We start from the raw sequence: 25,718 nt of genomic DNA, 5'->3' as shown, positions 1-25,718 counted from the left end.
GCTCGTGCCTAGAAAAGACAAAATAATCTTTTTAATATTACACTAGTAAAATATTAACTTATTTTACAATATTAAATTATTGCTCATTCAAATAAGTATTACTACTTTCAAGGAGCTGTAGTGGATAATAAATTCTTATGTCAATTTATTCTCATATCCTGTGCGCACTAAGACATGGTGTTTTTTTCTTTAAATCAATTAAATTTTTAGTACTAGATAAGGTAATGGATTTACTTTACAGGATGGTAAATGAAACAAGCTAAACAAAAATAAGAATACTCCTAACACAGCTAAAAGCATAACTCAATTTCTTTATCAAAAGAAAAAGTGAAAATTGGGGATCAAGATTTGACATTTGATGCTAGATTAAGAAACAAAAAAGACCAGTGAACCCACTAAATTGATCAACCAATAAGCAATTGATTTTAGATTATCTCAATGTTAATTTCAAACTAATTTATAATGAGGTCAGTTATTAATCAATGAAATACCTGCTTTCTCTGTGTTATCGCAAAAATGAGTCGAGATTATGCCAAAAAATTTCCTAATTCCCAACGTTGTTCGGGATTCAAAATCATAATTGCTGCACTTTTTGCCATTAGCATCATTGCTGTTATAATTACTTTTCTCTTTTTTGTTTGTCGCTGTCATGAGAAACATGAAAAAAAGGTCACTGGGAAGACGACAATAAGCACCATTTCAATCGCTCCCGTAAAACCACCACCACTGACGACATCTATTAAATCGGAATCTCAATTTAAGTTTTATACTCTTCTTCCTAAAATGGAAGTGACAGTACCATTATACTGTGCTGTGTCTCAAACATCTTTTGTAGCTTAGGCACCCTTCCCGCTGCTTATTTCATTTTCTAAATGTCTCATTTAAAAAAAAATCAACAACCTGAATAGTTCAATCATATCTCAGCAAATTTTTCTGCCTTCATTCATACTTGCTGTAATAAAGAGATAATAATTCCAAATATGGAATCGATTAAATAAAAAGAAGAATCATTTGTGGTATATAATCGTCCCAAGAAACTGAACACAAGCTCAAATTAATCTTCAGAGACAATCAATTAAAAATGTTTATTTTCTAAAAGCAATTCCTCGGACGCTTGAAAACTAGCTTTTATAACCCAATATCTATGTGGTATTACTTCTCCTATTGTGAGAATTTAATTAGTGGAGAAAGATAGTGAAACAATTCTGTGGTACCACAATAGTTTCTGTAAGAAGAAACGGCAAAGTCGTCATAGGAGGTGATGGTCAAGTGTCAATGAACGGAACTATTTTGAAGGCCAATGCGCGTAAGGTCAGACACCTTTATAAAGATAAGGTAATTTCTGGGTTTGCTGGGGGTACAGCAGATGCTTTTACTCTATTTGAACGATTTGAAGAAAAATTGGAACATTATTCAGGTAACTTGACCCGTGCTGCCGTTGAACTAGCTAAAGACTGGCGGACAGATCGAATACTGCGCCGCTTAGAAGCATTATTGACTGTAGCTGATGCAAAGAAGTCACTCATTATTACAGGTCTTGGAGATGTTATCGAGCCTGAAAAAAGCTTAATGGCTATTGGATCAGGTGGACTTTATGCTCAAGCTGCAGCAAAATCTTTATTGGATAATACAGACTTAAGCGCTCGGGAAATTGTTGAAAAAGCACTTACTATTGCTGCCGAGATTTGTGTTTATACAAATCTTCATTTCACAATCAAAGAACTCGATAGCGAAACCTAACTTTTATTTAAGTGGATAAGACTATGATGGATATCACCTCTTCTTCGTTAACTCTGAATAATCCTGAACTTCAAATGACTATGACTCCACGAGAAATTGTTGCGGAACTGGATAAATTTATTATCGGACAAGACGACGCAAAACGGGCTGTCGCTATTGCTTTGCGTAATCGTTGGCGTCGGATGCAATTACCAGAAGTATTACGACAGGAAATTTCTCCAAAAAATATCTTAATGATTGGCCCAACTGGTGTAGGCAAAACGGAAATTGCTCGTCGCTTATCTAATTTAGCTGGGGCACCCTTTATTAAGGTTGAAGCCACTAAATTTACTGAAGTGGGTTATGTAGGTCGGGACGTTGAATCAATTATCCGCGACTTAGTTGAAGCCGCTGTTAAAATGATTCGTGAAAAAGCTATCAAACAAGTAAAAAGTTTGACAGAAGAGGCTGCTGAAGAACGCATATTAGATGCTTTAATCCCACCTATTAGGAGTGCTTTTCAAGATGAATCTACGATTGAAGAAGCAGCACGACTGAAAGAAACAAAGCCGACCGAAAAAAAAGAGTCTGCGACAAGAAATTTATTTCGTAAAAAATTACGTGAAGGGAAATTGGATAATAAAGAAATCGAAATTGAAGTCAGTGTTCATCCCTCTTTTGAAATTATGGGGCCTCCTGGCATGGAAGAAATGATTAGCCAACTAAAAGGGATTATGTCGAGTATATCTAGTCGACGTACTAAGTCCAGACGCTTAAAAGTAAAAGATGCTAAACGTATTTTAATTGAAGAAGAAGCAACAAAACTAATCAATGAAGATGAAATTAAATCAAATGCTGTTTCAAGCGTAGAACAAAATGGTATTGTCTTCTTGGATGAAATTGACAAAATTGTAAAACGCGAGGGTACTGCTTTAGGTGCTGATGTCTCACGTGAAGGTGTGCAGCGTGATTTATTACCACTGGTGGAAGGCAGCACTGTTTTTACTAAATACGGCATGGTAAAAACCGACCATATTTTATTTATTGCCTCTGGTGCTTTTCATATTACAAAGCCTTCTGACTTAATTCCTGAATTACAAGGTCGTTTTCCCATTCGAGTTGAATTAAAAGCACTGACGACTGACGATTTTATTCGTATCTTAATAGAGCCCAAAGCTTCGCTGACCGAACAATATATTGAATTGATGAAAACTGAGAACTTTGGACTATCTTTTACTCAGGATGGGATCAAACGCCTCGCCGAAATCGCGTATCAAGTGAATAATCGTTCTGAAAATATTGGAGCCCGCCGATTACATACCGTTATGGAACGATTATTAGAAGAAATTTCTTTTGAAGCAACAGACAAACAAGGCGAATCAATTACTATCGATACTAATTATGTTGATAAGCAACTGGAGAAATTAGCGGAAGACGAAGATTTAAGTCGTTATATTCTTTAAAAAACGTACTTCTCAAATATTTCAGTTTTTCTAACCAAATTTTTAAGAATTTTTTTTGTAGAGAAAAATAGGATAAGATGACTATCAGAGTAAAAAATCCCTCTATTTTTTGCAACGAAGCTAAGAATCTGATTAAAAAATAAAGCCGAATCAAAACACTCAGTTATTTGACTTGAGTATATCAAAAATAAAAATAAAGCAATTTTAAGAGAGAATTTAAAGACATTTACTTATTAAATTAAATGGTATTCAATTGATATGCATAGTTATTCTAAATTTTTACTAATGTGTGAGAAATCCGTTAATCAAATTCCCTATTTTCTTTAGAGCAACATTACTTCTTGACTGAGACTGCAATCCTATTAATTTTGGATTACTGCCTTTGTCCGGAAGAAATTAGCCAGACTCATCTCAAACAATTTTCTTGAGATATTTAAAATTTCTATACAATTACACTTGAAAATTTAATTTGGGGCATACAATGATTATTGTTGGGATGAGATGTGACGATACCAATTTCTGCAACTTCTTCAGCAATACAACAGCTATGTATTTTCTTTAATAAAAATTACTCGCTTAAAGTGGGATTTAATAGAATTATTTCCTAATGGAATTGCTATAACTACCTAATAAAGTCGATGTGACTGAAACTTTATTTTTTAATAGCTTAGAAAGAAGTTCGCATTTTTCACCGTATTTTCCTCAGCTAATAATCAATTTCAAGTATGTCATACCTAAATCTTTCTGGAAAATACGGTGAAAAATGCGATAATAACATTTATTAATTTATTGCGGTAAGTTTATATCATTTTTTAAGTAATGATAAGGTTAAATTTCTTACTTATTCTCTGAACACCTACAAATGAATAAAGCAATTATAAAACAGTTATGATCTCAAGACTCTCATTTCTTTAATAATATTCATTCAAGCGCTGTAATTTTCAGAAGTGAGGTAGAGAATTTTATTTTCTCGATCTATATTTTAATAAAGAAAATATTTTATGAAGAAACCGAGCTCTGTACTTAACTGATGTCACTCTACCTGTGGAAAATAAGTTAGATTAGCCTTAAATACCTGACTTACTTAAGTTAGCTTGTCGTACTTCTACCAGCAAGCTATGATTAGTTCATGAGTAAAATTGAAAAAACCACACATTTTGGCTATCAGACTATCCCCATAGATCAAAAGACAAGCAAAGTTAAAAATATCTTTACATCGGTTGCAAGCAAGTACGATTTAATGAATGACCTTATGTCATTTGGTATTCACCGATTTTGGAAAGATTTTGCAATTAAACTTTGTCAATTACGTCCTGGTCATCAGATTCTTGATCTTGCAGGAGGAACTGGTGATCTAACTCAACGAATTAGTTCTCTAATTGAAGACAACGGAATCATAGTGCTGGCAGATATTAATAGCGCTATGCTGAAAATAGCAAAAAACCGACTTTTGAATCAAGGCATTTTCTACAACATTCAATTTATTCAAGTCAATGCAGAAGCACTTCCATTTCCGGATAATTTTTTCGATCGGATAGTCATTGGATTTGGCTTGCGTAATGTTACTGATAAAATTGCAGCACTTCGCTCTATGTATCAAGTTCTAAAGCCAGGTGGTCTAGTTACTATCTTAGAATTTTCAAAGCCTCATTACCCCTTACAAAGCCTTTATGATTTCTATTCTTTCAAATTATTGCCTTGGTTAGGAAAAAAAGTTGCTCATGATGAAGCAAGTTACCGCTACTTAGTGGAATCAATTCGTGTACACCCCGATCAAAAAACACTTATTAAAATGATGATTGAAGCAGGTTGGGAAGACTGTAATTATCATAATTTAAGTGGTGGTATTGTCGCTGTTCATAGAGGCTATAAATTTTAATGTTCACGTTAGTGCTTGCTAGATTAGAAAAAATGATAAATGCTTATTTGAAATTAGATTCCGATAGTGTTCAACAACTATCCCATTTAAAAAATAAAATCATTAAAATTCGAATCACTGATTGGAATACAGAATTTTTTATTTTGCTTACTAAAAAAGGGTTACAATTAACAGCCTCTAGTAACAAAGAGGCTGACATTATTATTTATGGGACCTTACTGAATCTCTTTAAAATCTGCTGTGCGAAGAAGGATTCAAGTGCCACATTATTTAAAAATCGAGTGGAAATTAATGGAGATACCCATGTTGGCGAACAAATTCTGAAAATTTTGATTAACGTCGAAATCGATTGGGAAGAACATTTATCTAAAATTACTGGCGATATTCTAGCTCATCAAGTTGGAATTCACATTAGACGTATTGCAAACTTTGGAAAGTTCATTCTTAAAACTCTCAGAATGAATATACAGGACTATTTACAAAATGAATCTCAAGTTACACCGTCTTCAGAAGAAGTCGAATCACTTACTCGATCTATTACTGATTTGCGATACAGCGTCGATCGCGCAGAATCACAAGTTCTGAGCTTGTTGACCAAAAAGAAAAGGGACCAACAGCATGAAACGGCTTCTTCAATTAGTTCGATTCATTCAAATTAATTTTATCCTCATCCGTTATGGTCTTACCCGCCCTGTTATTGGAGAACTTTCTCCTTGGCTGCGAACCTTGAGCTATCTTAATCCTTGGAGCTTTACCAAAAAAGAAAAGCCCCGAGGAGAATCTTTGCGTATTATACTGGAAGAACTTGGTCCTATCTTTGTCAAATTTGGTCAGCTTCTCTCTACTAGGCAAGACCTTTTACCTGATGATATTACTAATGAATTAGAAAAATTGCAAGACAGAGTCCCACCTTTTCCTGGAAAAATAGCAAAATCGTTAATAGAAGCTGTTTGCGGTAAGTCAATTAATAATATATTTACTAGTTTTGATGAAAATCCCTTAGCTTCTGCTTCAATTGCTCAAGTACATGCAGCCACGCTACGTGATGGAAACGAAGTTATTGTTAAAGTACTCCGACCAAATATTACACAAATTATTCGACGCGATATCGCATTAATGTATCTCGGAGCTAAAATGGTTCGTAAATTATGGAAGTACGGCAAGCGATTAAAATTGGTAGAAATCGTCGCTGAATTTGAGCAAACCATTTATCACGAATTGGATCTAATTCATGAAGCAGCTAATGCATCTCAATTACGCCGAAATTTTTTAAATTCTGAAAAAATGTATGTTCCTAAAATTTATTGGGATTATGTCCATCATAATGTAATGGTAATGGAACGAATCCGTGGAATTCATATTTCTAATGTTACTAAATTAAAAGCGATAAACACTAATTTTAAAAAATTGGCGGAATACGGTGTGGAAATCTTTTTCACTCAAGTATTACGCGATAGTTTTTTTCATGCAGACATGCATCCCGGCAATTTATTTATTGATGTTAATGATCCTGAAAATCCTAAATATCTCAGCGTGGATTTTGGAATTATGGGCTCTCTCGCTCTTCAAGATCAGTATTATATTGCTGAAAATCTACTAGCTTTTTTCAATCGAGATTATCGAAAAGTAGCTGATTTACACATTAAATCTGGTTGGATTTCCGCTGACTCACGAGTTGATCAATTTGAGTCGGCCATCCGTACGGTTTGTGAGCCCATTTTTGAGAGACCTTTGAAAGATATTTCCTTTGGTAGATTATTACTACGTTTATTTCAAACTGCTGATCAATTTAATATGGAAATTCAACCTCAATTACTTCTCTTACAAAAAACCCTCTTTAGCGTTGAAAGTCTCGGCCGCCAGCTTTATCCTGACTTAGACCTTTGGCAAACAGCAAAACCCTTCATTGAACGATGGATACGCAAGCAAAAAGGGCCAACGCATCTAATTGAAACGATTGTTAAAGAACTCCCAGGCAGTACTGAAGCCTTAGCAAAACTTCCACTGCTGTTTTACAATATTTTAGATGAAATTAATTTCCGCCAACGTCTGAAACATAAAGAACTATCACCACTTCACAAAAAACAAAAGCACAGTTTTCTTTTCGGAGCAGGATTTGCGTTTATTCTAAACGCTTTCATAAGCTTCTTTATTACCCAAACTTCGGCTTCCTATTGGCAATGGGCTATTCTCAGCCTTGGCTTCTGCTTACTCATAATCAGTTAGATACCCTAGGAATTTGTTAATATTCTTACTATTCCAGACATAAGTTATTAATTTCTAAGGTTGTAGTGGATTAATTGTTCTCCAGACATACTCTCCACTTTTTTCCTTACGTAAAATCAATTTATTAGATGGTGATAATAAAATTATTAATAATTTTATTATCACCGGTGGATGATCCAATTCCCTTTTTTAAGAAACAATGGAAAGAGGCTTTTATTTTTCCCGAAGAGAGAGAAAGAATTGGAGTAAAGGATCTTTTCATTGAGACACTAAGAAGAGATACTAAGAAATAATATAATAAAGTTGACTTTCTTTAAATGCAAATTATGTAAATTTAGGCAGATTTTAAAAAAAAGTTGTTTCAGTAATTCGACGCATACTAATTGGGGGCTGTGCTAATTAGATAAGCGGACTTCAAACAGTTACTGTAAGGATACTGTATGTTAAAAATAACAAGAAACATGAACTTGCTATCTTTGATGTCTTTCAAGCTCGTTCAGTTTTTCCTCAAGTGCCTGTAATTTTGCTCTGGTTCGAGCTAATACTTTAATTTGAATATCGAATTCTTCTCGAGTCACCAAATTAAGTTTATTAACTGATTGATGCAAAAGGCTTTTAAAATTTTTTCCTAAATCTTTAGGCAAGTTTTTAATGCCAGGCGGTATTGATTCTAAGAAATGACTAACGATATCACTAAGGTTTTTTAGATCAAACATAAAAGATTTTCTTTATTAAAGATTTCTTATTTATTCTGGTATTATACCATCCTATTAAAATCTTATAAGTGCGTAGCATAATGATCCAATTAAGATACTTAAATGTACATAATACCGTAAGTTTATTTACGATTATTCATCAAGAACACTAATATAGGATATATTCTGTCTCTATAATCATAGAAACCACAACCTCAAGACATAAGTTTCTATTGTTCGATCGTCCGATTTTAGTGTATTAGTGAAATCCTCTTTTTTGAAATTTATAGCAAGTGAGAATTTTTAATCCCGGTGGAAGTTTATCGAAGACCATATCAGGTGTTATCAAAAAGAGCCTTTATCCCATATCTCGGATCAATTTTTATAGTGAAGAAATAAGAAGAAATAATATCAATTTAATGGCAAGGATGGCTAGTAACAATTTTTCCTCAATACGCTATTATCTCGATAACTATATCAAAATAGATGATAAAAAAATTTTTTAATGGTATCCAGTGCTGAATCCATCAAGAAGATCTGCGCGCAGCTAGATCTTTAGGAACTGTATTTACGAACGTTCAAACAATACAGTACCTAAAAGAAAGTGATTAGAACTTCTAAAACTCCTATGATATGCTCAGAAATTAAAATTTGGATTAGCAAAAGACAAAATCTAAGTCGTGTCTTACCTTCACTTTTTGTTACTCTTCAAAGTTCGTAAAGGATCCACGATAATCAAAAGTTTAAGCCAAATTCTCCTTACTTAAAAGATTCCATCAACTGATTCATTTCATGCATTTGCTCCACCATCAAATCCACCATTAGGTGATTCATACGCCGAAAAGCTTGTTGCATGTAACGAGATGTCTGCGCTTGTTGTTTTTCGATATCCTGACATAATTGTTCAGCTTCTTTATCTGATAATCTTTTTCCATTTTTGTAGGCTACCACGTTTATAAGTGGCTTTTCTTCTTTTCCATTATGCTTGATACAAATAAACACCTTCTGAATATCAGGTTGGTAATAGGTTTCGATTGCTTTATGATATTGTTCACGATTTACCCATCCTACTTGCCCGTTATGAAGATTACCTACTTTAATCCAACCATTTTTATGATAAATAGGTATTAACGACTCAGGGGATATAATTTTCTGTAATACAGTTGATTTCAGCCCAGGTGATTGGTAGAGATCAATAAAATTGCTATTTTTTGGATTTCCAAAAGATTGTTGCTGTGGAGCTGCTGCATAAGTTATACCTAACCCTAATACAGACAAGCAGAAGGAAATCCCCAGAGTAATAATTAATCGTCGCATTTTTCCTCCTATGTTTTTACAACTATTGCATTAGCTTATTGTAGATCCTTTTTGTCTTCATTAAAAGAAAAAATCCAGCTTTTCCTTTCCCTACTTAAAATTAAATAAGGAATTATTAATACACACCATCTACTAAATAGGTAAGCTTTAGTAATGTCTTTGTAGATATTTCGACCGTTAAAACTACGTCCAAGTAAATGTCTTAAACAGCAAAACGTATTAAAATAACTATAACCGATCTTAATTTTTTTTGCTCTTTTCCATATAAACAATCAGAGATATGTGTTAAACACACATAAAGACTCACTTTTATTTTTCAATTTAGAATTCATATTTTATATCATTCATATTAAAAGAGTAAAGAATAATTAAGCGAGTTTCTATTAATCGAAAATTGGAATAATTAGTTAAAGACAAATCATTACTACAATTGTTAAAATCATGCATAAATTTTCTATGATTTGAATGTCTTATGAATGTGATTTTGTTCTATCGATTACACAACCTCATTATCATCAATTCAACCGGTACTTATGCTCTCTAAATAAATACGAACAAGTAAAGCAATCGCTAAACCCTGCACAAAGTCTCATATTCAAAAATCGATTCACTAAATTCACTATACTAAGAGTAAATTTATCAGCTCCCCTTAGAATCAAGAGCTACTCAAGTTTAATTGAGCCAACGAGTATTTTAGGAGAAGATTTTATCTAGTAGCAAATAAATCTAAGAGTAAGTGAGATATCATGGCCTTTCTGGAGTTTTTTGCAATGTAAATGACTGTGAGAAGCTAATCAGTGCCCAATCTCCGGATTTCTTGAATAGTCATTTTTTACCGCTCCATTAAGGCATTCGTTTTCCTATCCTACATTTATCATTGTTAACCAGAAATGCCTCATATAAAATCAGTGCAATTTTCTTAAAATTTTATTACCATGATTACTTAGGTTTAAACCCAGGGATTTTAGTGTGATGCGTACAACTTTGTTCACTTCAGAATCTGTTTCAGAAGGTCATCCCGACAAAATAGCTGACCAAATTTCTGATGCTGTTTTAGATGCCCTCATTGGTCAAGATCCCCATTCTCGCGTGGCTTGTGAAGCTATTGTAAAATCTGGCATGGTTTTCATCGCAGGAGAAATAACTACTAGTGCTTGGGCTGACATAGAACAAATCACTCGTAATACAGTTTTACAGATCGGCTACAATGATCCTCATATTGGTTTTGATGGAGAAACTTGTGCAGTACTTTCGGCTATTGGAAAACAATCGCCCGATATCTTGATGGGGGTTGATGGACGTGAAGATCGAGAATTAGGGGCGGGAGATCAGGGTTTAATGTTTGGATATGCTTCGATGGAAACTGATGTACTTATGCCAGCCCCAATTACCTATGCTCACCGCCTAGTTCATCGACAAGCAGAGTTACGCAAAGAAGGTGCTCTTTCCTGGTTACGTCCAGATGCTAAATCACAAGTTACTTTCCGTTATGAAAACGGAATCCCTGTATCAGTGGATTGCGTCGTGCTTTCTACACAACATAGCTCGGATATTCCGCAAAAAGATTTACGAGAAGCTGTAATTGAGGAAATTATTAAGCCTGTTATTCCTCGAGCCTGGATTAGCAAGAAAACCCGATTTTTAGTAAACCCTGCCGGACGTTTTGTTATTGGTGGACCTGTTAGTGATTGTGGATTAACAGGGCGAAAAATCATTGTTGATACTTATGGAGGAATGGCTCGTCATGGAGGAGGTTGTTTTTCAGGGAAAGATCCTTCGAAAGTAGATCGTTCGGCTGCTTATGCAGCTCGTTACGTTGCTAAAAACATAGTAGCTGCAGGACTAGCAGATCGTTGTGAAGTTCAAGTTTCTTACGCAATAGGTATTGCTGAACCTACTTCAATTAGTATTGAAACCTTTGGAACCGCGAAGATTGACGAAACGCGCATTCGACAATTAATTATAGAATTTTTTGATCTTCGCCCTGGACGAATTATCGAAGAACTCAAATTGCTACGACCTATTTACAAATCCACTGCTACATATGGTCATTTTGGTCGAGAAGAGCCAGAATTTACTTGGGAGCGGACTGATAAAGCTGAAGCACTTCGAGAAGGCTGCAGGGCTTACTTTTAATCAACCACATAACTCATTTTAAAATAGCGAGTATTTAAGAATGAAAATGATTCAAGATTTTCGAATTGCTGACAGTACAATGGCAGATTGGGGTCGAAAGGAAATCGAAATTGCCGAAACAGAAATGCCTGGATTGATGGCTTTGCGTCAACAACATAAAAAGAGTCAGCCATTAAAAGGTGCCCGTATTGCTGGGTGTATTCATATGACTATTCAAACAGCTGTTTTGATTGAAACTTTAATTGAGCTTGGTGCTGAAGTTCGATGGTCTTCGTGTAATATTTTTTCGACTCAAGATCATGCAGCTGCAGCCATTGCAGAAAAAGGTATCCCTGTTTTTGCTTGGAAAGGAGAAACTGATGAAGAATATTGGGAATGCATTGCTTCCACATTAAAAGGGATTAACGAATGGCAGCCTAATATGCTATTAGACGATGGTGGAGACTTAACTACTTATGTTCTAGAGCAGCATCCAGAATTATGCCAACGTATTCGTGGCGTGTCTGAAGAAACAACCACAGGAGTTCGTCGACTTTATAGAATGCTCAAGGAGGGAATCTTGAAATTTCCTGCGATTAACGTGAACGACTCTGTAACTAAATCAAAATTTGATAATCTCTATGGTTGTCGCGAATCACTTATCGACTCTATTAAACGAGCAACTAATGTCATGATTGCAGGAAAACGTGTCGTCGTATGCGGATATGGAGATGTAGGTAAAGGTTGTGCGCAGTCCCTGCGCGCATATGGTGCTACTGTATATATTACTGAAATCGATCCTATTTGCGCTTTGCAGGCCTCTATGGAGGGATATCAGATTGTAACCATAGAAGAAATCGCTTCAATTGCTGATATTTTTATTACTGCGACTGGTAATACAGATGTTATTACACATAATCACATGATTCAAATGAAAAACCAAGCTATTGTCTGCAATATTGGCCATTTTGATAAGGAAATTGATATAGACTCTCTAAAAGAGTATAAGTGGATTACTGTTAAGCCTCAAGTTGATCAAGTTATTTTCCCTAATGGAAAACAACTGACAGTCTTAGCAAGGGGTCGTTTAGTTAATTTAGGTTGTGCTATGGGTCATTCTAGCTTTGTTATGTCAACCTCTTTCACTAATCAGGTATTGGCTCAGATGGAATTATGGCAACATCCAGAAAAATATCCGATCGGCTTATATGTATTACCCAAACACTTAGATGAAGAAGTAGCACGTCTCCATTTACAAAAAGTAGGTGCTACATTAACGAAATTGACAAAAAAACAAGCTGCCTATATTGGTGTAGATCACAAAGGACCATTTAAATCAGATCATTATCGTTATTAATATTATTAATTACACGTAGCTTTATCAGCATCAGTATCATATTAAAACAATTATTTTCAAAAGTTAGTGCATTGATAATCCCCTCTATACAATACAGAATATTAGCATTGCAATCAAAAAAATTGCGCAAGAGCTAAAGAAATTTTTTAATTTCACTAATGGAAGCTTACTGTATAAGATTTAATTGATGGTCAACAAGCTCTTCGTTTAATAAATGCCTATATAATAAAATAAATATTAATTGAAATGTCCTAATTCGAGTAAAATGGATATATAAAATGATTATTATTTTATTTAGGCAATTATTTCAACGTCTACCTTCTTTTTTCAAAAGATAATGCGATTTTTAAATCATTATTGCAAATTCAGCAATCAATTTTCTCTTGCTACCCTCATTAACTAAACAGACTTTTATTTTATGAACCCATATTTTTCTTTCTTTTCATTTAATAAATCTTTGAAAACTCCTAAACTCTTTCTATAAAGTTGTTTAAATCTACTATCTTTAGAATTCTGATAAGTTTGGATGATTTTGTTAATAATTTTCTAAAATTTCATTTCATCTGCTCACATCTTTTTACTCTTAAAATACGTAACAAAGTTAGATATTTCGAAAAACACTTTTAATTTCTTCTTTAAATCATCAAATAATTTACTTAGTTTTAATGTCTTCATTTTTAACACCGTCGATAACGAGTGATTCAGGTGGATTTATCAAGGTGCTATTTTTAGATCTTCTTGCTAAAGTTATAAGGTTTAGGTTAAGCATATGATGCTCCATGCTTCTCATACATTGATAATAAAAATTTAACTGTTGATTTATGAGAAAGTTCTTATTTCATATAAAGTGTCTATTTCTTTAATTAAGAAAATATCCTTAATATCTTTAAAAAGATAAAGATTTATCGCCAAATTTCTAGAATAATCTAAATAAACACCATGTTTAACTTTCAACACATAATTAAGATTAATTCATAAGTATTCGATAAGAACATATTGAAATGTATAAGTTACCAAATCCTCAGTTTTAGCAATAATCAGAGTTTGAAGAAATTAATATCGTAAACGTCCAACTTAATCTCTATACTGTTGCATTTAGTATAATTGCGCAATTATAAGGCTATTTTTATTATAAGGCTAGCCGAAAAAATTTTACTGGCTAATTGAAATAGTCCTTTAAATCTTCTTTTAATAATAGAAAGTACGAAAATCAGAATCGACAATTGATCAATCTACTAATTGAATTGGTTTGTTAATGCAATTGCTTTTTTTTGAAATTTCTCACTATTAATAAGTTAAACAGTTTTTTCACATCACTTTTAATTTCAATATAAAAAACATAAACCAGACGTGAGCTATATATCATACCCTTATATAGTATTTATAAACTACCGGAAGGAAGGATCTACAGACTGTTTAAAAGAAACTCAATAATCGTTCTAAGCACTTTATCTGTTTCTAGTATCTGCAGCTGATCAAAATGCTGATCAAACCAGCGTTTAGGTGATATTACGTGCCTAACTAATTTTACTTGAGAAAACATTAAGAGTCTTTTGTTTTAATGCAGTTGATTCATATTTTATTATAGAGAAGTTTAATAAATGTTAAAAATAATTCTGGTTGGTTACTTCTTTTACAAGGCGTAATGTTTTGTCTGCAATGGCATTAACTCGATCTGCACCCTTCTGCAAAATTTTACACACATATATATGATCTGTTTCATATTCAGCACGACGTCTCTGAAGAGGTGCTAAAAATTCCAACAATACCTCTACTAAGCGCTTTTTGCATTCTACATCCCCGATTTTCCCTTCACGATAAAGCTGCTTCGCTTCTTCTAACCATTTTTTATCAAGGTTAAAGATATTGTGAAAAATCCATAAAGGATTATTTTCGACAGTTCCTGAATCTGTCACACGTAAACGATTTGGATCAGTATACATATTCATAATTTTTTTTTGCACCACATTCGGTGGATCACTTAAAAAAATTCCATTATTTAGTGATTTACTCATTTTCAATAATTGACCATTTTTTCCAGGCCCTCCGGTTCCCACTAATCGTCGTACACGTCCAACCTTAGTTTCTGGTATCGGAAATAAACCACCAGCTTTGATATGATCTTTGTCATCAACATGCGAATCTACTCCACAATACAATCGATTAAAACGCCTAGCTACCTCACGAGTTAATTCAAGATGGGGAACTTGATCTTCACCAACAGGGACAATTTCGGCACGTATTGATAAAATATCAGCTACTTGCATGACTGGATATAATAGAAACCCTATCGGATAATTACCTTTTAATTCTTTGTCTCGAATTTCATCTTTAATAGTTGGATTTCTCATTAATCGGGAAAATGGAATAAGCATACTAAAGAAAGCCGTTAACTCAAAAATAGCTGGGATGTCTGATTCGATAAAAATCGTGCTTTTGTCAGGATTAATCCCTGCCGCTAAATAATCAAGAGCGATATCTAACGTGTTCTGGTGAATCGACTCAGATTTTTCGGCATGTGTGGTAAATGCGTGAGTATTAGCGAGTAAAAAATAACATTCATATTCGTTCTGAAGTGAAATTCGATTTTCGATAGAACCTACCCAATGTCCAAGATGCAGACGCCCCGTGGGTGTATCGCCACTAAGTAACCGTGGTTTCTGTATAAATTTAGTCATAGATTCATCATCGCTAGCTCAAAGTCTTTTGTCAACTGTAGCACAGTTCAGGTACAATGGCCGGTATGAAAAATTTAGCTCTTTTAAGATCACTAAATCTACCACAAAAAGAAGCAGTTATTTCATCACGTCCTTATGTTCGTGTACTAGCTGGCGCAGGTAGTGGAAAAACTCGGGTATTAACTTATCGCATAGTTTGGCTCATACAGCAGAAAGGTGTATCTCCTGATAGCATTTTAGCAGTGACTTTTACCAACAAAGCGGCATATGAAATGCGTGGGCGCATTGAAGCCATGTTGGGTGTCCCTATCACAGTAATGTGGGTAGGTACTTTCCATAGTTTAGCTCATCGTTTGCTTCGTGCACATTGGAAAGAGACCGATTTATCTCAATATTTCCAGATTCTTGATTCCGACGATCAATATCGTTTAATCCGTCGCATCCAGAGAAGTCTTAATTTAGAAGAAACACAATGGCCTCCTAAACAAACTCAATATTTTATTAATAAGCAAAAAGAAGAAGGTCTACGACCTAATCAGGTGATTAATAGAAATGACAGCTATTTCATAGAAATGCTGGTCAAAGTGTACAAAGCCTATGAAGACGTTTGTCGTCGAAGTAAGCTGGTTGATTTCTCAGAATTATTGTTACACTCGCTTGAATTGCTCCACAATGCGTCGTCGATTCGACACCACTATCAACAACGTTTTCGTCACATATTAGTAGATGAGTTTCAAGATACCAATACTATCCAATATGCTTGGTTATGTGCTTTAATAGGTAAAAATACAGGAATGATGATAATGGGAGATGACGATCAATCTATTTATGGTTGGCGTGGCGCAAAGATAGAAAACATTCATCGTTTTTCTCAAGATTTTACTGATGTTCAAACAATTCGTTTAGAACAAAATTACCGATCGACACAAACCATTCTCGATGCTGCAAATGCCGTTATTGAAAATAATATTAATCGTCTCGGAAAAAAATTATGGACCAAAAGTAATACTGGAGATAAAATTACTTTATATACAGCCTTTGATGAGCGAGACGAGGCTTTTTACATCATTTCATGCGTTAAATCTTGGATACGACAGGGACGGAAACACAGCGATATTGCAATTCTTTATCGTTCAAATGCTCAATCCCGTTTATTAGAAGAACGACTGATCGATCAAAAAATTCCTTACCGAATTTATGGCGGTTTAAAGTTCTTCGAACGAGTAGAAATTAAAGATGCACTTGCCTATTTACGCTTACTAGCCAACCGTCACGACGACTCAGCTTTTGAACGTATCGTCAACACCCCAACGCGTGGTATTGGAAATTCCACGCTGATAACATTGCGTACTGTGGCTTGTGATCAAAGTATCTCTTTATGGCAAGCTGCAATACACTTGATCAATAAGCAAGGTTTGAGTGTACGTGCACTCAATGCTTTACAACAATTTTTAAATTTAATCGAATCACTCAGTACAGAAATAAAAAACCTTTCGTTAACTACACAAACAGAAAAAACATTAGATAAAAGCGGATTACTCATGTTCTACAAAAAAGATAAAAGTGAGAAAGGCCTTTCCCGCATTGAAAATTTAGAAGAATTAATTAGTGCCACTTCGCAATTTACCCCAGAACTGATGACTGGTGAAACTATTTTATTATCGCCATTAGATGCCTTTCTTTCCCACGTTGCTTTAGGAATTAACGAAGAACAAGAAAGTCCACCACACAGTGATTGTGTAAATTTGATGACTTTGCATACTGCTAAAGGGCTAGAATTTCCGTTAGTTATTATTAGCGGGTTAGAAGAAAACCTGTTTCCTCACCACATGTCTGTAGATACTGAAAATGGATTAGAAGAGGAGCGACGATTATGTTATGTAGGGATAACACGTGCTAAGGAAAAATTAATTCTAACTTACGCTAAATGTCGATATTTACATGGGTTAGAGAAATTTAATCAGCCTTCACGATTTTTGAGTGAAATTCCAAGAGAACTAATCGACGTAACTCGATTCACAGAAAAAATCTCTCGATCAGCTCCTATTGTCTCTGAACAAAGAGCTCGAGCAGGTAAGACTGTTTATATAGGATCACCACGTTAAATTATCCTAAATTTGGTAACAGCGGATATTATAATTAATTAGAAGAGTGCTCATGGAGAGAATATGATTGTTTGTATGTCAATTTAATATAAATATGTCACAAAAGGATGATAACCAATTAACCAGGATTCAAAACATTATTATATAGATTCTGTTTATTAGGGTACGTAAATATTCACACGATACTCTACCAATTCAGCTCAACAGGATTTTAAGCCTCATAAAACCCTTTCTAAGTCTTAACGAGTATAGCCGGAAGGCGGATACGCGCTTCTTTCTCTCCCCAATCCCGTCGCAACGAAAGTCCTTTTTAAGGAAATTTAAATGTTCTTCCGTGATCAATAACAATTATACTTTTATAATAGGTCAACCGATACGAGAGAATGGTGTATTTAGGTAAAAGATAAATGTCAGAAATGAGTAGTTTTAATGAAATTAATTTGTTATATCTCAGAACAATGCAGCAAAGAAAAATATTTATCGTATGAGATTAATATATCTCACTTCTTAGTATATTCTTTGTTATAGCTAAAGCTTAGTTTAATATTTATAGCACTCAGGAGTTCTTGAAAGGAAGATCTCCATTGATCAATAATCGTGTTATTTTTATTTTGATAACGTTTTATTTATTTTGAAATAAATCACTTAATATTTTGAGTGTGTTTTCTTTTAGTTGAATAAAATTATATGAATCGTAAATTATCAGATAGCTATTTTGCAACTTGTTAGATAATATTTCGATTTAGAATTCTTAGCGAATGATCATCAAAGCTCAAATCAAATATGGCAAAGAGAATGGAATTACAATTACGACAAAATTTATAAGTAACTGTATTTTCTCATTTAAAAATCGGGCTTATATACCTCTAAAATAGATTGAACTGTGTCTTATATAAGCTTAATTCGTTCGATGAACATTAATTAATTTGACTCCTTATATTCCAAAGAAATAGCTTCAAAATTTAATTGTATGCCATTGCATTTAGTCTCATCATAAAAAATAAATTTTTTATGATGAGACTATTAATTAATTGATCAAACTCATATTTATGTTAATCATTATCAACTAAAGATAGAGAATGCATATGTAAAGTTTTTAACTAAAAGTTAGCTCGACAATAACAACACAATGAATTATTATTTTTCTAAAAAAGACTAATAAATTACTTCTAATCTTAATTAAAAACTATTACTGATTGTCATAAATATTATTACTAACAAAAGTAACTAAAAATCCAGATGAAGTACAAAAAAAATAGATGGATCACCAGGAACTAGTTTATTTTTATGCTAATCGCCTATATTTATAGATAATACTTTTCTATTCTCATAATTAAAAAACTGGAGCTTTCTCTCTGTCTAAAAAAAGAAAAAAGGTTCCATAAGTGATTTGATTAGGTTGTAATTGCTCATAAAACTGCAAATCTACCGATTAATATTCCAATTTACATATTATTTACATAAAGGGAAATTAAAATTTCCCTTTATGTAAATAATACTGTGACAAGAAAGATGTTAGTAGCGAACAAAGCGGGAAAATTTCCCGCCGCGTTTATAAAATAGGATTAATTTGAAATAATTCTACTATACTAGTCAACATTCTAATTTTTTTTATTAAAAGTGAGAATGATAATGGGTTTCTCGTAAAAAAAGAGCCACTCCTAAAGCAATCAAAAATCCGATAGGTAGAATTAGCATAGCCCAATGAAAATCTGAGGCGAGGTAAATACCCATTGAATGGTGAAAATAAATCACATGCAAATCCATAAGACGACCAAACAATGGTTGGAAGATCGCCTGTCCACCCATAGTGGTAATACTAACAACACTGACGGACATAGCTGTTATAGCTGGTAAACTGTTTTCAGCTACCATGGTATATCCGATAACTTGACTACTCGTAGTTAAACCTACCGCTAAAAATAGCATAAGCAAAGAAAAGAACGATAAATTTGGAATTTCTATAACTGCTAAAACTAGACTCAACGATAAAAAAGCACCTACTAACATCGGTAATCTTCGCAAACCGATTTTATCAGATAAAAAGCCTACCAGCGGTCCACCGACAACAGTGCCCATAAATAACATGCTCGTAATATATGTAGCCTCAATCTTAGAAATGTGGTGCGCATCAGTCAAATATAATACACCCCAAATGCCTCCTAACAAAGATAAAGGTAGATTCATTAAACAAGTATAAATTCCACCTAGCCAATTTTGTAATTTTAAAAAAGCTGAACCGATACTCTTCCAATATTCCACATCATTAATTTTCTGGTGTTTCAGACAATGGTATTTATCATAATAATGTGGAAAATCTCTCACAACACGAGTGATGATTAAAAAAATTAAACAGCCAAAAGCAACATCTATTAATAAAACCTTTCGCCAACTTAATATCCTTACTAATAATGAAAGCGGTGTTTGAGCTGCTATTCCTCCCAGCATTGCCATAGTAACAATGACGCCTGTAACCAACGCTAATCGTGATAATGGAAACCAACGCGTAGCTAAACGTATAACGCTCAAAAAACAAAACGCGCTACCAATACCCATCAAAAAACGGAAAATGCAAGCCCAAAATAATGAAGTAGTTAGCGCAAAAGCTGTAATACCAAAAATACAAATACTCAGAGAAGATAAAATAATCTTTCTGGTAGAATATCGATCAAGCAACATGCCTGCAGGAAAGAGAAAAATGACATTAGATATAAAATAAAAAGAAGATAATTGTCCTAATTGAGTTGCTTGAATATGGAAAGCTCGCATTAATGGAACACTAATTGCGTCAAACATGTTCATTTGAATAAATTCATAAAAGAAAAAAAGGGATGCTGATAAACATACCAACCAAGACTGCCAAAGACTGGCGTGTTGGACAGATTTCGGTAACTCAAGTGAATTATTGAAACTAATTAGAGAGTCTTTCATTCTATATCTGTTCTTTTCTTTATTTTTAAGAATAAGAGAATGTTATACACCTATAAATACGCCATAACTAATCCTAGCATAAAATCCAAAGGTATAATTGCTCCAATGTGAGTCGGAAAATTACTTTGAATAAAACAGGCTGTGTTAACTATCTGTGGCCCATTACTATTTCATTAGATGAACAAGCGAGGTTTTTAACCACCTAATTGACATGGTAGAAGATATAGCTCTTCCATTTCGATTTTTTAATGGTATATAACTTTCAGTAATCACAGAGTAACTAACAATCTTTATAATCGTAATAAATCTAAGTTCCAAAAATACTTAAATAATCTGGTAATAATAAATATGGGAAATGCACCAATAATAAAATTGGAATTAATTTAATATAACAGTGCCTCGTTATTAAGGTGTTCGTTGATTCTTATTCTATAATAATGGTACCTATAGATGGTAGAATTGATATTATAAATGAAGGGTCGGCTTGCGTCAGTCTTTGAGTTTTTGTCGAATAAAGACTTTTCCATATGGCGCATAATAAAAAATCCGTGAATTCAATAATAAAGTGATATAAGGTCATCAACCAATTTTGGTTGCTTTTTAAGCTTACTATAAACTCACCAATATCTATATGATTTTTATTAAGACATGATTTTAATAACGTAACCACTATCATGTTTGCGATAACAGTAGGTGGTATTGACCAAACAATTAAAGTCGATTTCGTTATTGGAGAAAACTATTTAATAGTGTTTTATCTAAAATAAGATAAGTAAGCTGCTTCCGCTTTATCTTATAAAAGATAGTGTGTAATTAATACGATGATTGTGTATCTTTTACCCTTATAATAAATGAAGATTAGCCACTTTATTGATTATTTGCGACTAAAATGACCATTGTCTCATTTACTCCTTCACTATTTTGAACACTTAGAAATCTAAGCAACGGTGTTCTCCAGAGGAAGCATCTTGGACCTATTTATTCCATATAGCTCTTGTATCACTAAGTATATATCTAAGAATGTAGAAGCAGCGTTCTAAGTGAGCTGGTGAATGAATCCATAGGTGATCATATCTTTGGGTATTTCTTTTTAGTCTTAGATAATTCTATTAATATGCCAAAGTTTGTTTGGACTGGCACTCTTGTAAAAATTATCATATAATCAATGCCTTAATTAGTATAGAAAGCACACTGAACCAGATCACTTTCATACAATGATCGATTGTATTTACATTTATCAAGAAAATACTGATTTGATAAAATGCAATTCTAAATCTGATGTCTATCTGCGAGTTTGCATAGAAGTTTGCTAATTGCGCCTAATCCTATAAAATTGTGAGATGTATAATGAAAAGATGTTCGATATCGCACAGTTATGCCTATTTCAAATCCCTCATTATTGACTAGGACGCAAGAGAATATCAGGATTTGTGTTTAATTTAGTAGAAACAATTTTCAGTAAGTTACTATAAAGCTCGGTTTCTAAACCAATTTACATACTACCCGGTTTTATCTTCTTTATCACAATCATCAATTACGGAAAGAAACAAGAACGTAAGAGATAAAAATATGCCGTATTTTTCTCTCATTGTAATCATAATCTAATCGTAAGGATGTGGTGCTTTTACCAGTTGTCCGCTGAGAATAGCAGAAATATAACTTTCCTATTAATTTATCTTAAAAAAATTATTGACTGTAACGAATATCGTAATACATAATTTTGAAATTATGAACGTCACACTAGTAACCTATATAATAAAGCAACCTATATAATAAGCTGTTATATTTAAATTAGTCTTCAAAGATTCAATTTTATAATCCTAATATAAGGGATGATTTTATTTTAGGATGATTTCTATGAATAGAACGCGTGTATCTCTCTTTGTAATTATGTGCCAAAGATCACCTATCAAGAATATAACGGAAGATCAATCTTATACTTTTGATGTTTTTAATTTATTAAATATTCAACTATAGAGCACATAAATTATATCTTTGGTATATAGTAGCTAAACTTAGCTCATACTTTTGAAAAGGTTAGGGTTAACTGTAGCTCTGTTTTTAATTTAACTAAATAAGCAAACTCTCTTACTTTCAAAGGAGAGAACTAACAAGAGTATATTTTAGGGATCTTTATGAAGGAACACAAAGAAAATCCGTAGGAATTTCAATATTTTCTTCATTCTTCCTTAATAGAATAGCCCCTACCTAATAAAAGTTCTGATAATCTTTTTTTTCATAGTAATCCTACAGAATCCATACTAATTCTAGAATATAACACTTAAATTGCCCCAAAAAAAATTATTAACTTCATACTTTTTTAAGCAGAGACTGCTTACTTAAAGTTATTACTTTAATTTTAAGAAAGATAGATTTATAATATTAGATAGAAAATTAAACTGAGTATTTCTCCGTGAAATTTTTGTCTGTTGTTCTCTATATTTTTAATTTTCCATTGTTTAACGATACTGGATTTTGGGCCTGTAGCTTCAAAACAGTTCAAAGTCCTTTTAATAAAACCATCTTCCAGTTATCTCGTAAAGAAATAGGCGATCTTCAAAGAAATCCTATAAAAATGAATTTGGTTTATGGAAAAAATGGGATTTAGTTATGCATATCTCTCATTAATTATATAGATTAATCTTTGATCATATAAATAAAATTTTAGGAATCTAAGTGGCTATAGTACCAGTCATCATTTGCCTTTTTACTTCTAAAAAGATGGCATTCTCTATTGCTTTAGAATAAAATTTACTCGTAGCCACCTTATGGGCAGGAAGTAGAGTAAAAGCTTGGAAAGTTACACCGACTATAAAAATCTAACCAATACCAATTTATTTCCAAATCTCAGGCTCAATCGAAGGTTGATGATGCTTATCAATAAGCAAGTCAATTAAGGAGCAAAATTAATTAAAATGGGGTTTTGAAAAGAAGGAATTAGTGAATGCAACATCTCTTTAATTATTTGGTAGGAACTTTTCTTATTGTTCTTTATATTATCTCCTCACTTATCTTAGGAGTATTTGCGCTTATTTTCGGCTTCCTAGCCCGACTCATGCCAGTTAAATCTTGGTATCGAGCATTAATGAAGATCGCTTTATTCTTTCCTACCTTCTGGGCCACTATTTCTGGCAGATTTCTAAACTTACGCCGTCACAAATGGAAAATTGAAGGCAAAGATAATCTTTCTCCTCGTCACTGGTATCTGTTGATTAGCAATCATCAAACTTGGCTTGATATATTAGTACTTGGGTATGTGTTTGATCGTAAAATTCCTGTAATTAAATTTTTTATGAAACAAGAATTACTATGGGGCTTACCTATACTTGGTCTAAGTTGTTGGTCTTTGGGTTATCCTTTTCTTCGCCGTCATTCTCTCTATGAGGTCCGAAAACAACCAGAATTGAAGGGAAAAGACGTTAAAACTACAAAAAAGGCATGTGAAAAATTTAAAGAATTTCCGACAACGGTAATGAATTTTGTAGAGGGTACTCGTTTTACAAAAGTTAAGCAAAAACGCCAATCTTCTCCTTATTTACATTTGTTAAAGCCAAAATCCGGTGGAATTGCTATTGTTATAAAAGAATTACGACATGAGTTAAGTGGAATTTTAAATGTGACTATTCATTATTCACAGCCTCTCACGTTATGGAAATATTTTTGTGGTAATTTTTCTACTGTCACAGTTTTCTATGAATTATTACCTATCACCACCAATCTTATTGGAGATTACTATGAGGATCGTAGTTTTCGTCGTTATTTTCAGAAATGGCTAAATTCGATCTGGAAAAGCAAGGATTTATTGTTAAATAAACTAAGTATCACAACCGATTAACGGTGAATAGAAATAAAATAACTGTAATTATAAAATACCAACTTCAAAAAAATTATCGCTTAATCTATTTCACCATCATTAATCAAGCTACGAAAACAATCGAGTAACTAGTAAGTTATCCGAGAGAGGAAACGACAAAGATCTCTTCGTTAAGGATTTGCAACACGTTTTTCTAAACAGAGAGCGATATTATCTCACTCTGTTAAAGATCCGTTGCTGCAGGCAAAGCAGAATTAATTATTATGAATTCCCGCTTTACGAGGATTTCTAAGATATTTCAATCAGTTATAAATTTAATTCTTTCCAAATGGAAGATGGAAAATATCCCGCTATTTAGCAAGAAACTATCAGTAATGTAAAATGCTATAGAAAGATATTTGGCTTCATGATTTATTAAAATTATTAGATGATAAAATGCGATACATGATTACGTACGAGCTGTTGATTATAAATTTAGCATGGGTTTTTCGCAAAATTTCAGAACATAGAATAATTAACAACGGATATCTTCGCTCTGTCATGATTAAGAAAGTCAGGCAGTTCTTTGAACATATATAATTATATGATTATGGTAAACTTGAAGAAACATAAATAATTGCTGCAAAACATTCAGTAATTTTTTAAAATCAAATTTTTAATTCAATATTAACGTAATTAAAAAAATGTTGAATAACTCAAAAATCTGCATTCCAGTAACTGGAAAAACTCTCAAATCGTTTTTATTACAGCTCAAGAAATCCCAAAACTTAGCTAATTTTGTGGAGCTGCGTGTAGATTATATTAAAAATATAAATTTAGAAATGCTCAGTGTTATTGCAAAACGTACTAATAAAAGATCTATCCTATGCTGTCGTTCTAAAAAGGAGGGAGGGAATTTCGAAGGTACTCTAGAAAAGCAAAATGAAATTTTACAAATGGGAAATAACCTCGGATTCAATTATCTTGATATTGATTTTTGTATTGCAAATAAAATTACTATTCAAAACAAAAAAGTCAAATTTATTCTCTCTTATCATAACTTCGAAAAAACTCCAAATTTAAAAGAGCTTAAAACTATCGCATCACATATGCGGGATTTTAAGCCAGATATTCTAAAATTTTCAGTTATGGCGAATAGCAAAATTGATGTTAAGACTTTATTTCAATTACTAATCAATAAAAAAGAAAATGAAAATATGATTGTGTTGGGCATGGGCAAACAAGGAAAAATAACCCGATTGTTGTCGCCCCTATTGGGGGCATATTTAACCTTCGCCTCTCTGAAGGAAACGAAATCAGCATTAGCACAAATTACTTATCAAGCAATAGAAAATTTCTATAATAATCTCCAAGAAATTTTAGGTTACTGAGACACTATTTCGCTATAATTCATCAGTATATAATTTAAGATACTCACAG

The 25,718-nt window shown here is 33.1% G+C and carries 15 protein-coding genes; 11 read left to right on the top strand and 4 right to left on the bottom strand.

Annotated features, from left to right (window positions below):
- Positions 1-516: 516 nt before the first annotated feature.
- The 6 genes from ONG85_RS01375 (at position 517) to ubiB (ending at position 7,287) form a co-directional block, all read left to right on the top strand.
- Positions 517-840: a hypothetical protein gene (locus ONG85_RS01375; protein ID WP_264435799.1), complete on the top strand. Its 324-nt coding sequence runs from the start codon at positions 517-519 to the stop codon at positions 838-840.
- Between the two features lie 354 nt (positions 841-1,194).
- On the top strand, positions 1,195-1,740 hold the full coding sequence (gene hslV, locus ONG85_RS01370) for an ATP-dependent protease subunit HslV (protein WP_264435798.1): 546 nt from the start codon (positions 1,195-1,197) through the stop codon (positions 1,738-1,740).
- Between the two features lie 74 nt (positions 1,741-1,814).
- The gene (gene hslU, locus ONG85_RS01365) at positions 1,815-3,182 is read left to right on the top strand and encodes an ATP-dependent protease ATPase subunit HslU (RefSeq protein ID WP_264435867.1); all 1,368 of its coding nucleotides are present in this window, start codon (positions 1,815-1,817) and stop codon (positions 3,180-3,182) included.
- A gap of 1,129 nt (positions 3,183-4,311) precedes the next feature.
- Positions 4,312-5,061 carry a bifunctional demethylmenaquinone methyltransferase/2-methoxy-6-polyprenyl-1,4-benzoquinol methylase UbiE gene (gene ubiE / locus ONG85_RS01360; RefSeq protein ID WP_264435797.1) on the top strand — a complete coding sequence of 250 codons (750 nt, stop codon included), beginning with the start codon at positions 4,312-4,314 and terminating at the stop codon, positions 5,059-5,061.
- A gap of 32 nt (positions 5,062-5,093) precedes the next feature.
- Positions 5,094-5,720, top strand: a complete 627-nt coding sequence (locus ONG85_RS01355) for a ubiquinone biosynthesis accessory factor UbiJ (protein WP_264435796.1) — start codon at positions 5,094-5,096, stop codon at positions 5,718-5,720.
- Positions 5,680-7,287, top strand: a complete 1,608-nt coding sequence (gene ubiB / locus ONG85_RS01350) for a ubiquinone biosynthesis regulatory protein kinase UbiB (protein WP_264435795.1) — start codon at positions 5,680-5,682, stop codon at positions 7,285-7,287. Before ONG85_RS01355 ends, ubiB begins: the two co-directional genes overlap by 41 nt.
- Positions 7,288-7,757: 470 nt before the next feature.
- Here ubiB and ONG85_RS01345 read toward each other — a convergent pair whose 3' ends face one another.
- Both ONG85_RS01345 and ONG85_RS01340 read right to left on the bottom strand, forming a co-directional pair.
- Positions 7,758-8,003 (bottom strand): accessory factor UbiK family protein, encoded by a 246-nt coding sequence (locus ONG85_RS01345; protein ID WP_264435794.1) that lies wholly within the window; start codon positions 8,001-8,003, stop codon positions 7,758-7,760.
- 738 nt (positions 8,004-8,741) lie between these two features.
- Positions 8,742-9,299, bottom strand: a complete 558-nt coding sequence (locus ONG85_RS01340; RefSeq protein ID WP_264435793.1) for an SH3 domain-containing protein — start codon at positions 9,297-9,299, stop codon at positions 8,742-8,744.
- Positions 9,300-10,268: 969 nt separating this feature from the next.
- On the opposite strand from ONG85_RS01340, the gene metK reads away from it, so the two are divergent.
- Both metK and ahcY read left to right on the top strand, forming a co-directional pair.
- Positions 10,269-11,435 (top strand): methionine adenosyltransferase, encoded by a 1,167-nt coding sequence (metK, locus tag ONG85_RS01335; protein WP_264435792.1) that lies wholly within the window; start codon positions 10,269-10,271, stop codon positions 11,433-11,435.
- A 40-nt stretch (positions 11,436-11,475) separates the two neighbouring features.
- Entirely contained in the window at positions 11,476-12,771 is a 1,296-nt protein-coding gene (gene ahcY, locus ONG85_RS01330; protein WP_264435791.1) for an adenosylhomocysteinase, read from the top strand.
- Positions 12,772-14,375: 1,604 nt separating this feature from the next.
- Here the strand turns inward: ahcY and trpS are convergent.
- Positions 14,376-15,449, bottom strand: a complete 1,074-nt coding sequence (gene trpS / locus ONG85_RS01325) for a tryptophan--tRNA ligase (protein ID WP_264435790.1) — start codon at positions 15,447-15,449, stop codon at positions 14,376-14,378.
- Between the two features lie 56 nt (positions 15,450-15,505).
- Here trpS and uvrD point away from each other — a divergent pair, with 56 nt between their 5' ends.
- Positions 15,506-17,554 (top strand): DNA helicase II, encoded by a 2,049-nt coding sequence (gene uvrD / locus ONG85_RS01320; protein ID WP_264435789.1) that lies wholly within the window; start codon positions 15,506-15,508, stop codon positions 17,552-17,554.
- A gap of 1,614 nt (positions 17,555-19,168) precedes the next feature.
- Here the strand turns inward: uvrD and ONG85_RS01315 are convergent.
- Entirely contained in the window at positions 19,169-20,485 is a 1,317-nt protein-coding gene (locus tag ONG85_RS01315; protein WP_264435788.1) for an MFS transporter, read from the bottom strand.
- A 2,944-nt stretch (positions 20,486-23,429) separates the two neighbouring features.
- Here ONG85_RS01315 and ONG85_RS01310 point away from each other — a divergent pair.
- Both ONG85_RS01310 and aroD read left to right on the top strand, forming a co-directional pair.
- On the top strand, positions 23,430-24,320 hold the full coding sequence (locus ONG85_RS01310) for an acyltransferase (protein WP_264435787.1): 891 nt from the start codon (positions 23,430-23,432) through the stop codon (positions 24,318-24,320).
- A 662-nt stretch (positions 24,321-24,982) separates the two neighbouring features.
- Positions 24,983-25,669, top strand: a complete 687-nt coding sequence (gene aroD, locus ONG85_RS01305; RefSeq protein WP_264435786.1) for a type I 3-dehydroquinate dehydratase — start codon at positions 24,983-24,985, stop codon at positions 25,667-25,669.
- Positions 25,670-25,718: the final 49 nt, after the last annotated feature.

Source organism: Coxiella endosymbiont of Dermacentor marginatus (assembly GCF_907164955.1).
Lineage (GTDB): Bacteria > Pseudomonadota > Gammaproteobacteria > Coxiellales > Coxiellaceae > Coxiella.
Note: the sequence above shows the minus strand (reverse complement) of the source record. Positions and strands in the feature narration are given on the sequence as shown.

What these genes read in the sequence shown, in the direction of transcription:
- ONG85_RS01375 (WP_264435799.1), top strand. Translation starts at nt 517, where the DNA reads ATGAGTCGAGATTATGCCAAAAAATTTCCTAATTCCCAACGTTGTTCG.
- hslU (WP_264435867.1), top strand. Translation starts at nt 1,815, where the DNA reads ATGACTATGACTCCACGAGAAATTGTTGCGGAACTGGATAAATTTATT.
- ubiE (WP_264435797.1), top strand. Translation starts at nt 4,312, where the DNA reads ATGAGTAAAATTGAAAAAACCACACATTTTGGCTATCAGACTATCCCC.
- ONG85_RS01355 (WP_264435796.1), top strand. Translation starts at nt 5,094, where the DNA reads ATGATAAATGCTTATTTGAAATTAGATTCCGATAGTGTTCAACAACTA.
- ubiB (WP_264435795.1), top strand. Translation starts at nt 5,680, where the DNA reads ATGAAACGGCTTCTTCAATTAGTTCGATTCATTCAAATTAATTTTATC.
- ONG85_RS01345 (WP_264435794.1), bottom strand. Translation starts at nt 8,003, where the DNA reads ATGTTTGATCTAAAAAACCTTAGTGATATCGTTAGTCATTTCTTAGAA.
- ONG85_RS01340 (WP_264435793.1), bottom strand. Translation starts at nt 9,299, where the DNA reads ATGCGACGATTAATTATTACTCTGGGGATTTCCTTCTGCTTGTCTGTA.
- ahcY (WP_264435791.1), top strand. Translation starts at nt 11,476, where the DNA reads ATGAAAATGATTCAAGATTTTCGAATTGCTGACAGTACAATGGCAGAT.
- trpS (WP_264435790.1), bottom strand. Translation starts at nt 15,449, where the DNA reads ATGACTAAATTTATACAGAAACCACGGTTACTTAGTGGCGATACACCC.
- uvrD (WP_264435789.1), top strand. Translation starts at nt 15,506, where the DNA reads ATGGCCGGTATGAAAAATTTAGCTCTTTTAAGATCACTAAATCTACCA.
- ONG85_RS01315 (WP_264435788.1), bottom strand. Translation starts at nt 20,485, where the DNA reads ATGAAAGACTCTCTAATTAGTTTCAATAATTCACTTGAGTTACCGAAA.
- ONG85_RS01310 (WP_264435787.1), top strand. Translation starts at nt 23,430, where the DNA reads ATGCAACATCTCTTTAATTATTTGGTAGGAACTTTTCTTATTGTTCTT.
- aroD (WP_264435786.1), top strand. Translation starts at nt 24,983, where the DNA reads ATGTTGAATAACTCAAAAATCTGCATTCCAGTAACTGGAAAAACTCTC.